General features: G+C 50.4%; 17 protein-coding genes and 1 tRNA gene. 5 read left to right on the forward strand and 13 right to left on the reverse strand.

The features are described from left to right. Positions 1-45 precede the first annotated feature (45 nt). Positions 46-1317: a phosphoglycerate kinase gene (locus IZU26_RS04905; RefSeq protein ID WP_433277228.1), complete on the reverse strand. Its 1272-nt coding sequence runs from the start codon at positions 1315-1317 to the stop codon at positions 46-48. 50 nt (positions 1318-1367) lie between these two features. Then, positions 1368-1532 (reverse strand): hypothetical protein, encoded by a 165-nt coding sequence (locus tag IZU26_RS04910; RefSeq protein WP_433277230.1) that lies wholly within the window; start codon positions 1530-1532, stop codon positions 1368-1370. A gap of 24 nt (positions 1533-1556) precedes the next feature. On the opposite strand from IZU26_RS04910, the gene IZU26_RS04915 reads away from it, so the two are divergent. Beyond that, a complete protein-coding gene (locus IZU26_RS04915) occupies positions 1557-2414 on the forward strand; it encodes a hypothetical protein (protein WP_310823943.1) in 858 nt (285 codons plus the stop codon). Positions 2415-2552: 138 nt separating this feature from the next. Here the strand turns inward: IZU26_RS04915 and IZU26_RS04920 are convergent, their stop codons facing one another. The 5 genes from IZU26_RS04920 to IZU26_RS04940 all read right to left on the reverse strand — a co-directional run bounded on the left by IZU26_RS04920 (position 2553) and on the right by IZU26_RS04940 (position 6005). Beyond that, entirely contained in the window at positions 2553-3377 is an 825-nt protein-coding gene (locus tag IZU26_RS04920; protein WP_433277232.1) for a P-loop NTPase, read from the reverse strand. A 216-nt stretch (positions 3378-3593) separates the two neighbouring features. Then, a complete protein-coding gene (locus IZU26_RS04925; RefSeq protein ID WP_433277234.1) occupies positions 3594-4091 on the reverse strand; it encodes an N-acetyltransferase family protein in 498 nt (165 codons plus the stop codon). 33 nt (positions 4092-4124) lie between these two features. Then, complete coding sequence (locus tag IZU26_RS04930; protein ID WP_433277236.1) at positions 4125-4988, reverse strand: CPBP family intramembrane glutamic endopeptidase; 864 nt, start codon at positions 4986-4988, stop codon at positions 4125-4127. Positions 4989-5008: 20 nt separating this feature from the next. Next, positions 5009-5836, reverse strand: coding sequence for a hypothetical protein (locus IZU26_RS04935; RefSeq protein WP_433277238.1), 828 nt, complete (start codon positions 5834-5836; stop codon positions 5009-5011). Continuing rightward, complete coding sequence (locus tag IZU26_RS04940; protein WP_433277239.1) at positions 5805-6005, reverse strand: hypothetical protein; 201 nt, start codon at positions 6003-6005, stop codon at positions 5805-5807. Before IZU26_RS04940 ends, IZU26_RS04935 begins: the two co-directional genes overlap by 32 nt. 180 nt (positions 6006-6185) lie before the next feature. Here IZU26_RS04940 and IZU26_RS04945 point away from each other — a divergent pair, with 180 nt between their 5' ends. Next, positions 6186-7313 (forward strand): lipid II:glycine glycyltransferase FemX, encoded by a 1128-nt coding sequence (locus tag IZU26_RS04945; RefSeq protein ID WP_433277241.1) that lies wholly within the window; start codon positions 6186-6188, stop codon positions 7311-7313. 73 nt (positions 7314-7386) lie between these two features. Here IZU26_RS04945 and IZU26_RS04950 read toward each other — a convergent pair. From IZU26_RS04950 to IZU26_RS04965, 4 genes are all read right to left on the reverse strand, one after another. Next, positions 7387-7459 (reverse strand) — tRNA-Pro (locus IZU26_RS04950). A 59-nt stretch (positions 7460-7518) separates the two neighbouring features. After that, entirely contained in the window at positions 7519-8940 is a 1422-nt protein-coding gene (mtaB, locus tag IZU26_RS04955) for a tRNA (N(6)-L-threonylcarbamoyladenosine(37)-C(2))-methylthiotransferase MtaB (protein WP_433277243.1), read from the reverse strand. 15 nt (positions 8941-8955) lie between these two features. After that, positions 8956-9813: a hypothetical protein gene (locus IZU26_RS04960; protein WP_433277245.1), complete on the reverse strand. Its 858-nt coding sequence runs from the start codon at positions 9811-9813 to the stop codon at positions 8956-8958. Between the two features lies 1 nt (position 9814). Beyond that, positions 9815-10174, reverse strand: a complete 360-nt coding sequence (locus tag IZU26_RS04965) for a bactofilin family protein (protein WP_021329904.1) — start codon at positions 10172-10174, stop codon at positions 9815-9817. A gap of 463 nt (positions 10175-10637) precedes the next feature. On the opposite strand from IZU26_RS04965, the gene pta reads away from it, so the two are divergent. Genes pta through IZU26_RS04980 form a run of 3 tightly spaced genes read left to right on the forward strand, consistent with a single transcriptional unit; the run spans position 10638 to position 15484 of the window. Further along, the gene (pta, locus tag IZU26_RS04970) at positions 10638-11669 is read left to right on the forward strand and encodes a phosphate acetyltransferase (RefSeq protein WP_433277580.1); all 1032 of its coding nucleotides are present in this window, start codon (positions 10638-10640) and stop codon (positions 11667-11669) included. Then, positions 11670-12923: a CapA family protein gene (locus IZU26_RS04975; protein WP_433277247.1), complete on the forward strand. Its 1254-nt coding sequence runs from the start codon at positions 11670-11672 to the stop codon at positions 12921-12923. Beyond that, complete coding sequence (locus tag IZU26_RS04980; RefSeq protein ID WP_433277249.1) at positions 12914-15484, forward strand: helicase-related protein; 2571 nt, start codon at positions 12914-12916, stop codon at positions 15482-15484. The genes IZU26_RS04975 and IZU26_RS04980 overlap by 10 nt, the downstream gene beginning before the upstream one ends. On the opposite strand, the gene IZU26_RS04985 is transcribed toward IZU26_RS04980, so the two are convergent. After that, a complete protein-coding gene (locus IZU26_RS04985) occupies positions 15481-16347 on the reverse strand; it encodes an SIR2 family NAD-dependent protein deacylase (protein ID WP_433277251.1) in 867 nt (288 codons plus the stop codon). The two genes, IZU26_RS04980 and IZU26_RS04985, sit on opposite strands and share 4 nt — an antisense overlap. After that, a complete protein-coding gene (locus IZU26_RS04990; RefSeq protein ID WP_433277254.1) occupies positions 16331-16501 on the reverse strand; it encodes a hypothetical protein in 171 nt (56 codons plus the stop codon). The genes IZU26_RS04985 and IZU26_RS04990 overlap by 17 nt, the downstream gene beginning before the upstream one ends. Between the last annotated feature and the right edge of the window lie 66 nt (positions 16502-16567).

Genomic DNA, 16567 nt, shown 5'->3' on the forward strand with positions numbered 1-16567 from the left:
CTGTAGAAAAATTAATAATTTCCAAACTCGCCGTTTATCGATAAATTATTTTTGTGCCAAAATCGCGATGCCCGGAAGCGTTTTTCCTTCAAGGAATTCGAGCGACGCCCCGCCGCCCGTGGAAACGTGGCTCATCTTATCGGCAAGGTGAAATTTATTGACCGCAGCGACCGAATCTCCGCCGCCGACTACCGTCATCGCGCCGCGAGATGTCGCTTCGGCGACCATGCGCGCAACCGCTTCCGTTCCTTTCGAAAACGCTTCGAATTCGAAAACGCCGACAGGTCCGTTCCAAATGATCGACTTCGCTTCTCCGATCGCCTTTTTGTACAATTCGAGCGTTTTCGGTCCCACATCGAGCGCCATGAGATTGTCGGGGATATCGGCACTGTCGATCACAACGGCGGAAGCGTTCGCGTCGAAGGACTCGGCGCCTCTGTGATCGACCGGCAAAATAATGTTTACGCCTTTTGCTTTCGCTTCGCTTAATAATTTTTTCGCCGTATCGATAAAATCGTCTTCGACAAGCGATTTTCCGACGCTGTGCCCCTGCGCTTTCAAAAACGTGTACGACATACCGCCGCCGATGACGAGCGTCGATGCGTTTTTCAAAAGGCTTTCGAGCACTGCGATCTTCGAAGAAACTTTCGCGCCTCCGATGATCGCGACCATCGGTTTCGGAGGATTGCGCAGCATCGGATCGAGGTACTTCACTTCTTTTTCCATAAGAAAACCGCCGACGCATTCCGTTTTCATAAACTTTGCAATCGTCGCAGTCGATGCCTGATCGCGATGCGCAGTGCCGAACGCATCGTTGACGAAGATGTCGCCGTAAGTCGAAAGCTCTTTCGCCATTACTTCGCGTTCTTCGGCCGTCTTTGCCGTCTCTTCTTTATGGAAGCGGACGTTTTCGAGCATCATAACCCCGCCTTCAGGCAGCGCGTCGACGGCGGCTTTTTGACCGAGCGCATCGGGCGCAAACGCGACATGTGTACCGAGTTTTTTTTCCAAATACGCGGCAACGGGCGCCATGCGGTTTTTACCTGCGATGAATTTTTCTTTGTCCTCTTCGGTAAACGGCTTTCCCGCCTTTTCCGCTTTTTCGGCGGCTTTTTTTACGTCTTTCGCAGGATCGCCGAGATGGCTCATCAAAACGAGGCTTCGCGGCTTTTGCTCGAGAATGTATTTGATCGTCGGCAGCGCCGCCATAATGCGCGTATCGTCCTGAACGACGCCGTCTTTCATCGGAACGTTGAAATCGACTCTCATGACAATGCGCTTGCCTTTTAAATCCACATCTTTTACGGTTTTAATCATAGTGCCCCCTGCTGTATATTTCGAAATTTTTTTACGATTCGATTTTTTCATTATATATCTTCTCGGCGCAATATGCAATCGTATGGATGAATTGCTCCGTATGGACGAATTGCGTCATCTATTTCTTTGTGGAGATTTTTATCTTTTTGCGAAAAACATTTGAGATATGTAGGATTTCTACATAAAACAGTAACAAAACCATTGCCTTTTTTCATATAATTCGCTATTATATATGTGAAATGAAACGGATTCGAATAATGCTCCTATGTATTTTCGCGCTCGTTCTGCCGCTCGCCGCCCTCGACTCGGAAACGATTTCAGCCGATGCACAAAAGGAAATCGACGGCTTTATGACGCTGCGTATGAACCTCGCTTCCTGCGCTTCCCCCGAGAGCGCGCTTGCAAAAATCGAATCCTATGCCGCAGAGCATTTTTCCGACAGCGCACTTGCTTCTTTTTCCGATGAAGAAAAATTGATTTTCGAAAATTTTAAAATCCTCGAACAGTACAATTATATGCGGCAAATTCCGTCGATGGAAGGCTCTCTCAAATCGCTCATACGCAGTCAGTACGATAAAAACGACGCGTATTTTTCAGCGCATAAAAACGAGGCGATAAACAAATGGCTGTGGTGCACGGCAGCCGATATGCTTTCGTGTAATTTGAGCTATGCGACCGTCGGTGTCATCATGCACGACGGCATCGCCGTAAAAAAGTATTATCAAAAAGCGCTCGATGAAGACCCCGCCATGTCATACGCGCTCACGAATATCGCGCAGTGGTATTATTTCGCACCGGCCATCGGCGGCGGGAGCAAAGCGAAAGCGGGAGAGTATTTCGAGCGCGCGGTAAGGGATGCGCGCACTGATGCGGAAACGTATTTTGCGAAGATCTTTCTTTCGCAGTTTTTGTTCGACGACAAAGCCCTTGAAGCCGAAAGCGCAAAGCTGCTCGACGAAGCGGACGCACTCCAAAGAGGCGGAAGCTATGTCGCGTGGATCAAAAAAGTCAATACGGCAGGCTATTCGCTTTTGCAGTACAACGCCAAAAAGATGACGAAAAGCGATATCGAAAAAAAACTTGCAAAACGAAATTGATTTAAAGAGAGCTTCGAAAAACCGAAGTTTATGGAAAACACTACTGTTTAGTTTATATCGGCATACAAAAAGTTTAAAGGGGTCGTATCCTCCTTGCGGCCCCTTTTTTATTTTAAAGAAAAAACGTACGCTCGGCTTTTACAGCGCGAGTATCATATCGATAGCCCGATCGACGTAATCGACGTTTAAGTCTTCGATCGTTCCCAAATCGATTGCAGCGGACGACTGTTCTTCTATCGGAATCTTCGCGAGCACCGGAAGGTTATAGTTCTTTGCGATCGCTTCGATATTGCTTTTGCCGTACACGTTGATGACTTCGCCGCACTTCGGACATTTGACGTAACTCATATTTTCGACAAGCCCCAAAATCGGAATCTTCATCATCTGCGCCATCTTGACCGCTTTTTCGACGATGACGCGCACGAGCTGCTGCGGAGAGGATACGACGACGATGCCGTCGACCGGAAGCGATTGAAACACCGTGAGCGGTACGTCGCCCGTACCCGGCGGCATATCGACGAACATATAGTCGACGTCGCGCCAAATTACATCCGTCCAAAACTGCTTTACCGCGCCGGATATGACCGGCCCCCGCCAGATGACGGGATCGGTATTGCTCGCAAGGAGAAAGTCCATAGACATGAGCTGAATGCCGCCGTCCGTCGTTACCGGATGAATTATCCGTTCATCTCCTTCGGCGCGCGCCGAAGAGAGACCGAAGGCTTCGGGGATCGAAGGACCGGTTATATCGGCATCGAGGATTGCAGTATGTTTTCCTTTACGATTCATAGCACAGGCTAAAAGACAGGTGACGAACGACTTTCCGACACCTCCCTTCCCGCTTAAAACGCCGATCACTTTTTTGACGCTGCTGCCTTCGTGCAGCTTTGCGCGAAAATCCCGCTGCTCGCAGCTTTTGCCGCACGAGCTGCATTCGTTATTGCAATTTTGTTCTTCCGCCATCGTATGCCTCAATTTGGATTACGGCCGCTTTCCGAAAACCGCAGACGTTTTCCGCAACAGCCGTATGTATAATGTACTCATAAAAAACGGCGGCGTCAACTTCGGGGAGCTCCGATAGAACAGCTTTCCGAAAGCCGTACCGTCGACTTCGTACACAATGCTGCTATATCGGTTTCGGCCGGAGCGGCAGCAGCATACGAGTACCGTTGTACGGCGTCATCTCGGATTCAGAGCGTTTCCGGCCGCCAAATCCGAAAGCGTTTTTCCCGAAAACCGATAGACGTTCCAGTCTTTCATCCGATCGGCTCCGAGTGAAAGGTAAAAATCGATGCTCGGCGTATTCCAATTTAAACATGACCATTCGAGTCTCCCGCATCCGCGTTCGGCGGCGATGCCGGCGAGTTTTATTAAAATCGCTTTACCCGCTCCTCGTCCGCGGTATTCGGGAAGAACATACAGATCTTCGAGGTAGATGCCTGCACGGCCGAGAAACGTGGAAAAATTATGAAAAAAAAGCGCGAATCCGATTTCCTTTCCGTCAGCAAGCGCAAAAATCGTTTCGGCTTTCTTTTTATCGAAAAGCCATTCTTTTAAAAGCGCTTCCGTCGCGACGACTTGGTCTTCGAGCTTTTCGTATCGAGCGAGCATTTTAATAAATTGCAAAATAAGCGGCACATCGCGCACCTCGGCAAATCGGAATTGAATGTCGTGCATAATTCGAAAGTATAGCACAAAGGCTGCATACCGTCAAAATACAGGCGGTAAGTTTTTTCGTTTGCGAACATACAGAATGCATATAAACGCAAAGGACAAAAGCTGCGCCGTTACAATCCGTATAATCTGCAAATGATCGCTTCCCTCGCTCGACACAACGTGAACGATATTGATAACGCTGTTGTTAAAAAAGTGATCGGCCATGCCCGCCCACAAAGAGCCGGTCATCCTGTATAAAAAACTCATCTTTAAACCGTAGACGAACGAAAACGCTACGTAGCCGACGCTCAAAAGCAGCATCGAAGCGAAGTCCGTTTGCCCTTCGATAAACGCACGTGCCGGCATTGCTATATGCCACAGGCCGAACAGCAAAGCGCTTATAAAGACAGTCGCCCGAAAGTCATACCGTTCGCGCAAAATCCGCGTAAAAAGTCCGCGGAACAAACCTTCTTCCATCCATACGTTGAGGATATTGAATAAAAGAATAAAACCGATTCCCACGCTTATAAACTCGGTTTTTTTTATCAGCGAAAAACTGCCGGAAGCTATCGTCAAAAAAGGAGACGCTCCCTGCACATACAGCACGATATATTCGGCCGCATAGGCAAGTACATAAAAAACGAAACCCAAAACTAAACCCAAGCCGATATGTTTCAGCCGATCGACGCGCGTAAAACCTATGTCACGCCAATGAAGCCCCGATGCAAACAGCGCGGCGAAAATTACAATGACGCCGCACGCTTTATGAACAAAGTTTTCACCGATAACGCTTTCGTCCGTTTTGAGCGCCAAATATTCCCACATGCGAAACGCATAGCAGATAATGTACAGTGCAATGCAGCATACCAGCGGATACCGAAAAAAAGCTTTTGCGATTGTATTTTTATTTTGTTCCATATCACAGTTTCCTTAAACCATTAAAAGCTGTGCCGATAACTGAGCGCAATGCGGTTAAAATACCATTCGCGGCCGCTTTGCTGCAAGCCCGTTAAAACGTCTTTTGAAGCGGAAGCCTTTTCGGTATAGCTGCGGCGGCTTGCAAATTTAAACTGCAAGGTAAGACTGTCTTTTTTTGAAAATTCGAATACCATAAGAGGGCTTATCGATATGCTCATAAAATTCGGATTCATTGAATGATATCGGGCTGCAAAATCTTTTGTACCGTTCAGCTGCCCGCTCAGTTCGGTTTGCACGCCGACCGTTTGCAGTACCAGCGGCATTTGATAGGCGGCGATAAAGCTTGCCGTATACTGCCAGCCGTTTATTTTTTCGCCTGCAAGCTGGTACAGCCACGGGTTCCCGTTTTCGCCGCCCGAAGTGATGCCTTGATAAGCTAATTTGTAGGCCGCATAGGCGACAATGTGGTTCCAATCGCCGGGTTTGATTGCAGCAAGGTCGAACATAAAAGCGCCCCGGAACCATGTCTCCCAAAATGCGCTTTTAAAAGCACGATCGTCGTATGCAGCCGTTGCGGAATTCCATGTTGCAATTCCCTGAAGGTTAAGCGAACCGGCTTTAATAGTCCATCCGATACCGATCGAACTGCCGGCGGAAAAATTTAAAAAAGCGATAGGCGAAAAACTCACTCCCACGCCCGGCGCGATCGATACGGGGCTTAATTCAAACTGCCCGTATACTCTGAGCTTGTTTCCGCTTACGAGCGGATTGTCTCCGAAGGGAACAGGAATTGTATAGCCGACCGTTCCGGTTACGCTAAGCTTTACTCCGTTGTACGGGCCGATCAAAGGCGCAAAATGTCCCCCCCCCCGCTGAAGGGATGACATCGCTTTTCGGGTAATAGGCAAAATCGGTCGTAACGGAAAAATCCCACGGAGTTTTCGGTTCGGTATCTTCGGCAAAAGCTGTCCCCATTACAGCAAGCAGGACACAGACCGCAAACACTTTCTGTTTCATATACATAAACGTACATAAACTCCTGTAAAATATATTTCGAAGAGAACCGATCTGCCGCACTCGACACAATCGGATTTTTTCTCTCACACCAGTATACCGCAAAAACAAAAAAAATACGATTCGCATGGAAGCCACACGCCGGCGTTGCGCCTTTTGCGTTTAATTGTTATGGTAGCCTTTATGGTTGCAATCGAACAGGTATCTCCGGAAGCGTTTCCGCCCGAAGACAATCTTTTTCAAACGGCGTTTTGGGGGACATTTAAAAAATGCGCCGGACAGAAACCGTATTTTTTTTCGGTGACTTTTACGGACGATGCGTCGTCAGCCGTGTACACCTTTCCGTTTTTGGCGCTCCTTCGATCTCGTCACGACGGCAGCTGTTATGCATACGCGCCGAAAGCTCCGTCGATTGCGCTGCCGGCCGAACAGAGAGGCACGCTTCTCGAAGAGCTCGCGCTCGCCCTCCGTCCCCATGTTCCGGAAAACTGCATTTGCCTGCGCTGCGATTTGGCGTGGCGGAGTCAATACGGCGGGGAAGAAATCGTCAAGCCGGAGACGGCACAGCTTGCGCTCAACTGGGGCACGAAAACGCATAAACTGCGGAAAGCGCCGGGAAATCACCTTGCACCCGACACCGTCATTATCAATTTATCGCTTACGCCCGAACGGATCCTCTCCCGCATGAGGGCGACGACGCGGAACTGCATACGCCGCTCGTACCGGGGCAGCATCGATTTTGCCGTCGGCGGCATCGATATACTGCACGATTGGTACGCGCTGTACGAAGAGACGGCAAAGCGCAAAGGTTTTTATTATGAAAGCGAAGAGTATTTCAATACCTTGTTTTCGCACAAGCGCATTCAGGAAAATACCTTTCACGAACCGCCGCCGCGAAAAAAAATCGAATCGATAAAAAAAGAGATCATACCGCTCGCCGCCCCCGCTCCGCTTCCGCAGTTCCACATCATGACCGCATCGAAGTGCGGCAAACTTCTTTCGGGAATCGTGCTCGCACTGTCAGGACGCAATGCGTATTATATGTATGCCGGTTCCGGTACGGAATTAAGAGAGCTTATGCCGAACTACGGACTCCAGTGGGAAGCGATACGCTTTGCGCGAAGTAAGGGATGTACGCGCTACGACCTCATGGGCATTCCGCCGAACGACGACGCATCGAATCCGATGGCGGGGCTCTATCTTTTCAAAACCGGATTCGGCGGCGAAAAGGTACGCTTTGCGGGCAGCTGGGATTATCCGTACGATGAAGATCGGTACGCCTACTTTAGGCTCGAAGAGCAGATGCGGTAAAAGGATGTGCGATCATTTAATGATTTTCAAAACCTGCAATTTTCCGAGTATCCGCTTGCACGGTTTCCGTTAGTCGGGATAGGGCGGTTCGAACGCCCGACATCTTGCTCCCAAAGCAAGCGCGCTACCGGCTGCGCTATATCCCGAAAACGAAAGAAAGTATAGCCAGAATGCCGATCTTTGTAAATCGCTCGAACGCGCAGTCTCATCTTACGAGTTCGGCTTCCGCTTCAAGTTCATCGCCCCGCAGTATCTCATCGATACAGGGATTCAGGATGCGCACACGGATATCGCTTCCCGGACGCGGCACGGAAAGTTCCGTACAACGAACCCTGCAATGGATGAAATTTTCGGTTACCGCTCGGATATGAAAAACTCCGTCGCCTTCTTTTGCGTTTTCTGCGATCGCGCGCACGGTCGTGCCGCAAATCGATTCGATATAGGACATTTTACTTTGCAGGGCAAAATCGGAAAGCAGACGCACCCGCTCGCGCACGGCCGCCGAAGGGACTTTCGGTTTCATCAAAAAAGCGCGGGTTCCCGGACGCGGGGAAAACGGAAAGACGTGAACGTATGCAAAACCGCACGCACGGCAGAGTTCGAGCGTTTTCGAAAAATCTTCATCCGTTTCGCCGGGAAAACCTGCGATGATGTCGCATGCAAAAAATGCGTTACCTTTCGCCCGTCTCAACATTGAAACCGATCGGAGGATATCGTCCGCGCGATAGCTTCTATTCATGGCGGCGAGAATCGCATCGCTTCCGCTCTGTACCGAAAGATGAAAATGAGGGCGCACGCGAGCGTCTTTGACGATGCGGCAAAAGCGGTTGTCGACGAGTTCGGGATACATACTCGATATGCGAAATGCAACGCCGCTCGTTTCATCGAGCGCTTTTTCGAGGAGGTCGGCGAAGGTATAATACGCGCCGTCGTATTCTCCGCGGTACTGGGCGATATTGACCGCCGTAAAAACAATTTCGTTTTGTCCCTCCGCTTTGAGAGAAGCGATTCGGGAAAGCACGTCGCGCACCGGAAGCGAAACCGATTTTCCCCGAGCGATTCGGATCGCACAGTACGAGCAGGCGCTGTCGCAGCCGTCCTGTATTTTAAGGGATGAACGCGAATGCGCAAGAAAGGTATCGGTCGCCAAACGGAAAGATGCTTCGGCTTTTCCCGCATGCGATTTCGTATCGGCAAAAAGCGTCGACGAGAGGAGGTTCGAAAAATCTTCTGCGGAAAATATTTCGTGCGTTCCGATAAAATCCGAAAGGAGAGAGGGAACATCTGCGAGCCTGTCTTTGCAGAGACCCGGAAGGACTGCGACGCGGGGAGCGAGTTCGGCGATTTTATCCGCGGCGAGCTGGGCATAGCAGCCCGTAACGATGACGGAAGAAGCCGGACACTTTTGCAAAAGCAATCGGATTTCGCGCCGCGCTTTTTGTTCCGCCTTTTGCGTTACCGCACACGTGTTTACGACGCACACAAGCACATCGCGAAGAACTTCGCTTGCAGCCGTCGGAGGTATCATGGAAACGGAAAAACGGGCATCGACAAAAAAACGCGCCGCCGACTCGCTTTCGATTTGATTGAGGCGGCAGCCCAAAGTTTCAAAGATGATTTGCGGCAACGTACACCTTGGCGATCATTGCAGACGGGATGCGATGCGTGCTTTGCCGTTTTGCGCGTCGGAAGAAGCCGCATTGAGCAGGAGCGCTTCGTCGTAAGCTTCGGCCGCTTCGTAATAATTGCCCGCCATTTCGCGCGCATAACCCAGCCGCGTCCACCAGCGGTCGAGCAGCGGTTCCTTTTTTACCGCGGCGGAAAGAGAGATATCCGCGTGCTGATAGCGCGCTTGGCGGATATAGATTTCACCCATAAAATAATATGCCGCCCCGACACGGGAGCCGCTTTCGGGAGCATTTGCGACATAGCGCTGAAACTGTTCGAGCGCACCGTTATTTTTTCCGAGATAATATTTCGCTTCGCCCAATATTTCAATGAGACGCAGATCGTAGGGGCTGACGGCAAGTCCGTCCGCAGCACGCTGCTCCGCTTCCGCGTATTGCCGGTTTCGAACGAGCGACCAGCACAAAACTACGTAAGATTCGATGCGCGACGGATTACGTGCGATTTCCGTTTCACAGATTTGAATCGCCGCCGCATAGTCGCCGTTTTGATAGAGGACGAGCGCATCACGTTTTTGCGCGCTTTGTCTGCGCTGCGCCTGTGCGGGAGGCACCGGCTGCACGGAAGGCGTCTGAGACGGAGCGGCTTGCACAGAGGGAGTCTGCGGCGCTTGCGGAGCAGGCGCTTCGTTTTGCGCTTGAGGTGCGGGAACGAGAGCGTCTCCAGGTACTGCTTGCAGTCCGGGCGATTGCGGAGCGGGTGCCGTTTGCGGAGAAGGAGACGGCTCGGCTTCGTCCGAGATTTGAGAAAAAAGCGGAAAGGCAAAGGCAATCGCCAATGTCCATATAATCGATCGTCGTAAAAATCGCTGCATACTATTTTACCATCGTACATTTGCCGGTAAAAGTGCTGCCCGGTTCAAGCACCACCTGTTCCGCCGTGATATCGCCGTCGAGCGAACCCGTCGCCGTAACGAATACCATTTTTTTTGCGGCAACGTTGCCCTTCACTTTTCCTTTAACGAGCACGCGGAGCGCCTTTATGTCCGCTTCGACGGATGCGCCGCTGTCTATAACCAAATCGCTCGTCGCATCGATGCTGCCCTTTACTTTGCCGCGGATCATAAACGGCTTTGCAAAGCGGATACTTCCCGTAAACGTGATATCGCCCTCGATGACGGTATCGAACGCTTCTTCTTCGAGATCGAACAGATCTATATCTTTTACATCGAACATGGCTACACTTTAACGTGAAAAAATTGCTCGGTCAATACGGCACTCAATGACATACGGAGACAAAGGCACAAAATTCTTTCCCCTTTATTAATAAATTGACTATCCCTTGCTATTTTATGTGCGAGGGTTTATTATAAAAGCGCATATTCTATTATAGTAATTGTGGTAATACCGAAGCAGCGCTCTTTACTGTAAGGGCGTATAAGGAGGAAATATGGCTGTTGTAAAAAAATCCGCTGCAAAAAAGACGGCGGTAAAAAAGACAAGCGCCGGTAAAACCGTAAAAAAAACGACTGTTAAAAAGGCAGCTTCGAAAACGGCAAAAAAGGCGGCTGAAAAAAAAGCGGGCACGAAAAAAACGGTAAAAAAAGTTTCCGCTAAAAAATCCGCTGCAAAAAAGACGCCGGTAAAGGCAAAAGCAGCCGTAAAACCGGCAGCGAAAAAGAGTGCGGCAAAGAGCGGCATCGATTTTACAGCCGAGATGATCAAAAAAGCGAAAGCGTATCAAAAGTCGCTCGTGCTTCCTGAAGGCGATGAAGAGCGCACGATCAAAGCGGCCGCAAAAATCGTCGCAAAAAAAATCGCAAAAAAAGTGACGCTTCTCGGCTCCCGTGAAAAAATCGAAAGCGCGGCGCAGTCGCTTAAAGTTTCGCTCGCAGGCATCGACATCATCGACCCCGCAACCTCTCCGTGGCTCGACGATTTCGGTCAAACCTATTTTGAACTCAGGCAGGGAAAGATCAACAAAAAAACGAATCTTCCCGAAGTGGGCGACGCTGCGGCGGGCAAAGCGTATATGCTTTCCGATTATTTGAGCTTCGGTGCGATGATGGTGAGAAAAGGTTATGCCGACGCCATGGTAAGCGGCGCGCGCTCGTCGACGGCAGCTCTCCTCCGCGCGGGATTAAAAGTTATCGGCACGGAAAGCAAAACGGCATCTTCGTGCTTTGTCATGGATATGCACGATTCGGCGTGGGGTCATAAGGGTTTGATGATTTTTTCCGACTGCGCGGTCGTCCCCGAACCGGATGCCGAACAGCTTTCCGACATTGCAGTCGCTGCGGGAAAATCGTGCAAAGCGCTTTTGGGCTGCGACCCGTGCATCGCACTCCTTTCCTTTTCAACAAAGGGTTCGGACGGCGCTCAGCCTTCGGTTCTCACGGTACAGGAAGCGGTACAAAAAGCGCACGCAAAAGCGCCGTCCCTGTTGCTCGACGGAGAACTGCAGGCGGATGCGGCGCTTATCCCGTCCGTCACCGACAAAAAAGCTCCCGGCTCTCCGGTAAAAGGTAAAGTGAACACGATCGTATTCCCGAACCTTTCGGCCGGAAATATCGGCTATAAACTCGTGCAGCGCCTCGCCCATGCGGATGCGTACGGCCCGATCCTGCAAGGATTTGCCAAGCCGATAAGCGATCTCTCTCGCGGCTGTTCGGTCGATGATATCGTCATAACGGCGGCGATCACGCTCGTACAGGCGGGAAGCGCCGTATAAATGAAAATCAGGAACAGCTTTTACCTGCTTTTTTGCATCATCGTCCTCGCTTCGTGTAAGACTGTTCCGAAGCAAAGGCCCGCATCGGAAGCGCCCGAAACGCCGAGCGGGCAAAGCGTTTCCGTTTCGGCCGAAGAGAATTCCGCACCTTCTTTCGGAAGCGAAAAAAACGATCGCGAAGAGATACAGCACAACCTCACGCTTTTGTTTGCAGGCGATATCATGGCGCATAAGCCGAACTATTCGATGAGCGATTATTCACTCATCTGGAAAGACATCGCCCCGCTCGCCCTCTCGTGCGATTTTTCATTTGCAAACATCGAAGCTCCCGTCGACGACAGCATCCCCTGTGCAAGCTATCCGCGCTTCAACATGCATTCCGAATATCCCGAAGCGGCGATCAGCGCTGGTTTTAATGTCTTTTCTCTCGTAAACAATCACTCGAACGATCAGGGGCTTTCGGGGATGAAGCATACGCGCGAATGGGCGGAAAAAACGGAGAGCGCACACAAAGGCACGGATCGCGAAGTCTTTTTTTCGGGATTAAAAAAATCGGGCGGAGATGCCATCGGGTATAAAATTATTAAAAAAAACGGATGGACGATTATCTTTTGCGCGGTAACGGAAGTGCTGAACGAAAAAGATTATATCGAATACATGAACTACGTGCCGCCCGCGCCCGATGCGAGGGAAGCGTTCGGAAACCGTATACGGCAAATCAGATCGGAAAACCAGTGCGATATTTTTATCCTTTCGATTCATGCGAACGTTCCGGAATACATCCGGAGCGTCTCCGCTTCGCAGCGCGCGTATTATTACAAACTGCTCGACTGCGGAGCCGACATCATTTGGGCAAATCACCCGCACATCGTACAAGAGCGCGAGTTTATCGGAAAAAAATCCGAGCGGCGTTTTTCAAAGCTCATACTCTACGCGAACGGCAATACGATAAGCGCGCAGCGTACAAAGCCCGCCTTCGACACGCCCGATGCTCCGCACGAATATACGGGCGACGGACTTTTATACAAAGTGATCTATTATAAAAAAGAAAAAGGCGGCATCGCAATTCTGCACGAAACAAAAGCGCACTACATAACGACGTACATCACGACGGCATATCAATTCGTTATAAAATATCTCGACGACGATTTTATCGCATATCTGGGAAACGCGGGACGGCGGGAGTGGATGCGCTACATCGCCGCGCGGAAAATCATCATGGAAAACACACGGGTACGAAAAACATGGCTATAGATTACAAATCGCTTCCTGTATACGAACAAAAGCAGCGCATTTTGGACACGCTCGCACATAATCAAGTGATCGTCGTGCAAAGTCCGACAGGCAGCGGCAAAACGACGCAGATCCCGGTCATCCTCTACGAAGCGGGTTATGCCAAAACGGGCATCGTCGCGGTGACGCAACCGAGACGGATCGCCGCCCTTTCCGTAAGCGAATTCATTTCAAAGCAGCTCGGCACGACCTATCCCGGACTGGTCGGATACAAAATGCGCTTCGAAGATAAAACCGACGCGACGACGAGGATCAAAATCATGACCGACGGCATTTTGCTGCAGGAAATGAAGCTCGACCCGTGGATGTCCAAGTATTCGGTCATTATGGTAGACGAAGCGCACGAGCGGAGTTTGAATATCGACTTCGTACTCGGATTGTTAAAACGCGTTTTGGCCGAACGCAAAGATTTCAAAGTTATCGTTTCGTCGGCGACGATGAACGCCGAAGCCTTTTCGTCCTACTTCGACGGATGCCCCATCGTCACGATCGACACGGTCACCTTTCCCGTCACCCTTGTCTACGATCCGCCGGCCGTCTCGGCAAGCACCGTATCGGACGCCGCGTGCGACGCGCTTTTAACGAAAATCGAAAACACGGTCGAGCGCGTTCTCGACAACAGAATCGACGGCGGCATTTTGATTTTTTTGCCGGGAGAAAAAATTATTAAAGACTGCCTTTTCCGTCTCGACCGCTCGCCCTTCGCTCGGAAAATCCACACGTTGCCGCTCTACGGCAGGCTTCCGAAAGAAGAACAGGAGCGCGTTTTCGCCCCTCCCCCGTTCGGGAAAAAGAAAATAATAATTTCCACGAATATCGCGGAAACGTCCGTCACGATAGGCGACATCACGACCGTCATCGATTCGGGACTGGCAAAGCTCAATTTTTACAATCCGCACACGTACACGTCGAGCCTCGTCGAAACGGCCGTTTCAAAAGCGTCGTGCAATCAGCGAAAAGGAAGGGCGGGACGCACGTGCCCCGGCAGCTGTTACCGCCTCTATCGGCGCAAAGATTACGAAACACGCGAAATGTATACGACCGAAGAGATCTACCGCACCGATTTGAGCGAAGTCGTTTTGCGCATGGCCGAACTCGGCATTACGAATTTTTACGATTTCAATTTTCTCTCCCCGCCTTCCCGCGAAGGGATCGCAGGTGCGGTCGATACGCTCGTTATGCTGAAAGCGATAACGAAAGACAATACGCTCTCTTCGATCGGAAAACTCATGGTCGAATTTCCGCTCGAACCGAGGATAAGCCGCATCATCGTCGAAGCGATCATGAAATATCCCTCCGTTCTCGAAGAAGCGCTCGTCGCAGCCTCTTTTCTTTCGGCCAATTCCCCCTTCGTACTTCCTCCCGGCGAAGAACTTGAAGCGAGACGAGCGCATCACGCGTTCCGCGACGTACAGGGTGACTTCGTTTCCTACCTGCACATCTTTCGCGCGTACCGCGGCGCTTCGAATAAAGCGCGCTTTTGCAAAAACAGTTTTCTTGACGAACGCGTTATGGCGGAAATCGAAAACATAGACATACAGCTTTCGCAGATCGTCGCCGATATGCAGATTCCGATCACCGGAGGCGGGACGATGAGCGATTATCTGTGCTGCATAGCCGCGGGTATGATGCAGTTCGTATGCGTGCGCGAAGGAAAAGACAATTACAAAACGCTGACGACCGAACACATCTGCATCCATCCGGGAAGCAGCATGTTCCGAACCGATCCGCTGTACATTGTCGCGGGGGAAATCGTACGCACATCGCGCATGTTTGCCATGAGTGTCTCTCCCTTGACGAGGACGCTGCTCGACGCGATCGATCCTGAGCTGCGCGAAAAACTTGAAAAAAAATGTACACGGAAAACCAAAGCGCGCGAAACGGATATCGCTTCTCCGAAACAAAGGGCGAAAGACGAAAACGGAAAATCGAAAAAAATCATTAAAGAGATAAAAGACGAAGATTGCGTTTCGTTCGGCGGAGAATCCTTCGCCATTAAAAAGATAAAAGGCAAAAAAACCGTGCTCCTGCCCTACGAAAATTTTATCAAGGCGGCAAAAAGCGAAACCGACGAAAGCCTTGTAAAACAAGTCGGAGGACTCCGCTGCAAAATACTCTTTGAAAACGGCTATACGCTGCTCGACGGTGAAAAGCTCGAACTTGCTTTAAAGCTTGCAAAATCGATTTCGCTTTCGCCGATGCCGGAAAACAAATTCGACAAAAAACTCAACATAAGCCTTGCCGACGAAGGTGCATCCGCTCGCCTTTCCGATGCGCTCGACATCGTGCTGGGAGTGGCGGTCGCAAAACAAAAGAGCAAAGAATACGGCTTCGTGTGCCTCTTTACCGACGGCAACGGCACCTATTGGTTTAAAGTGTCGCGCGGCTTTGCCACGGCGCTCAACGAAAGCCTTTCATCGCTCGAACTCTTAAGCGACGACGTAAACGCCGACTTTACCGAAGCGCAAAAAGAAAAAGCGAACCGCGTATACCGCGCCCTCCACTCGCTGTATGAAGCCTAGCGGGGCTTTATACAGCGCCGCATTTTTTCCAGCATGCTTGCAATATCGCCGTCTATGCATATCGAGCGCTCGCGGATTTCGTCGGGACAGAGTGCTTCGCCGTAATTGATGCACGCGTAAACCGAACGCGGGTTGTCGGCGCACATGCGCCAAAACGGATATTTGATAATGCCGGGCGTATTCGAACCGACGCCCAATTCCAAAAAGAGGATTTTTTCGTTTTTATGCGCCGCGATAAAGTTGCCGTAGCGTTCGGAGGCTTCGTGCCAGCCCTCGTCTTCCACGAAAGTCGAATCGCTTCGAAGGTTCATCGACATCGGTTTTCCGCATCTCGGACAATACGGAATCAAATCGGACGGAATGCGCATGTCTTTTTGCGTTTCGACCATTTTGCGGACGGCCTCTTCGTTGTTGTAGGTTTTGTCGTGGCAGGGAACGGAACACTGCCATAAGCCGTAATCGCCCTGCGTGTAAAAGAGCCGCGTCTTATCAAAGCCCGCTTTTTGAAAGCAGTGATCGACGTTCGTCGTCAGCACAAAGTAATTCTTACCGTCCGCCAGCTTGCGCAGATTTTCGTACACCGGTTTCGGCGCGTCGGTATAGCGGTTTATCATAATGTAGCGGCTCCAATACGCCCAAAATTCTTCGAGCGTTTTAAACGGATAAAATCCGCCCGAATACATATCGGTAAAGCCGTATTTTTTGCGGAAATCCGAAAAATGTTTTTCAAAGCGCTCGCCCGAATAGGTAAACCCTGCCGAAGTCGAAAGACCCGCGCCTGCTCCGATGAGCAGTGCATCCGCTTTCGAAAGCGCTTCGTTCAGCCGTTCAATGAGCGGTAAAGATTCATTTGTAAATTCCATAATCTTTTCCTAAATCTTTTTCTATAAAAAATTTAACAAGCCGGCATGCTGTTTTTTCACCTTTTCTTTTTTTTACTTTCATCGGATATATCAACGACAATAACCGCAAATCTCCGCGGACGACTGAAAAATAAACACGACTGCTTGCTGCCAATTGAACAATATACGGCGTATATGCTGCGCAGCATCATTACAAGTGTACTTTATTATCTAACGATTG

It is taken from the genome of Treponema sp. SP13 (assembly GCF_050938355.1).
Taxonomy (GTDB): domain Bacteria; phylum Spirochaetota; class Spirochaetia; order Treponematales; family Treponemataceae; genus Treponema_D; species Treponema_D socranskii.

What these genes read in the sequence shown, in the direction of transcription:
- IZU26_RS04905 (WP_433277228.1), bottom strand. Translation starts at nt 1,317, where the DNA reads ATGATTAAAACCGTAAAAGATGTGGATTTAAAAGGCAAGCGCATTGTC.
- IZU26_RS04910 (WP_433277230.1), bottom strand. Translation starts at nt 1,532, where the DNA reads ATGAAAAAAGGCAATGGTTTTGTTACTGTTTTATGTAGAAATCCTACA.
- IZU26_RS04915 (WP_310823943.1), top strand. Translation starts at nt 1,557, where the DNA reads ATGAAACGGATTCGAATAATGCTCCTATGTATTTTCGCGCTCGTTCTG.
- IZU26_RS04920 (WP_433277232.1), bottom strand. Translation starts at nt 3,377, where the DNA reads ATGGCGGAAGAACAAAATTGCAATAACGAATGCAGCTCGTGCGGCAAA.
- IZU26_RS04925 (WP_433277234.1), bottom strand. Translation starts at nt 4,091, where the DNA reads ATGCACGACATTCAATTCCGATTTGCCGAGGTGCGCGATGTGCCGCTT.
- IZU26_RS04930 (WP_433277236.1), bottom strand. Translation starts at nt 4,988, where the DNA reads ATGGAACAAAATAAAAATACAATCGCAAAAGCTTTTTTTCGGTATCCG.
- IZU26_RS04940 (WP_433277239.1), bottom strand. Translation starts at nt 6,005, where the DNA reads ATGAAACAGAAAGTGTTTGCGGTCTGTGTCCTGCTTGCTGTAATGGGG.
- IZU26_RS04945 (WP_433277241.1), top strand. Translation starts at nt 6,186, where the DNA reads ATGGTTGCAATCGAACAGGTATCTCCGGAAGCGTTTCCGCCCGAAGAC.
- IZU26_RS04960 (WP_433277245.1), bottom strand. Translation starts at nt 9,813, where the DNA reads ATGCAGCGATTTTTACGACGATCGATTATATGGACATTGGCGATTGCC.
- IZU26_RS04965 (WP_021329904.1), bottom strand. Translation starts at nt 10,174, where the DNA reads ATGTTCGATGTAAAAGATATAGATCTGTTCGATCTCGAAGAAGAAGCG.
- IZU26_RS04975 (WP_433277247.1), top strand. Translation starts at nt 11,670, where the DNA reads ATGAAAATCAGGAACAGCTTTTACCTGCTTTTTTGCATCATCGTCCTC.
- IZU26_RS04980 (WP_433277249.1), top strand. Translation starts at nt 12,914, where the DNA reads ATGGCTATAGATTACAAATCGCTTCCTGTATACGAACAAAAGCAGCGC.
- IZU26_RS04985 (WP_433277251.1), bottom strand. Translation starts at nt 16,347, where the DNA reads ATGGAATTTACAAATGAATCTTTACCGCTCATTGAACGGCTGAACGAA.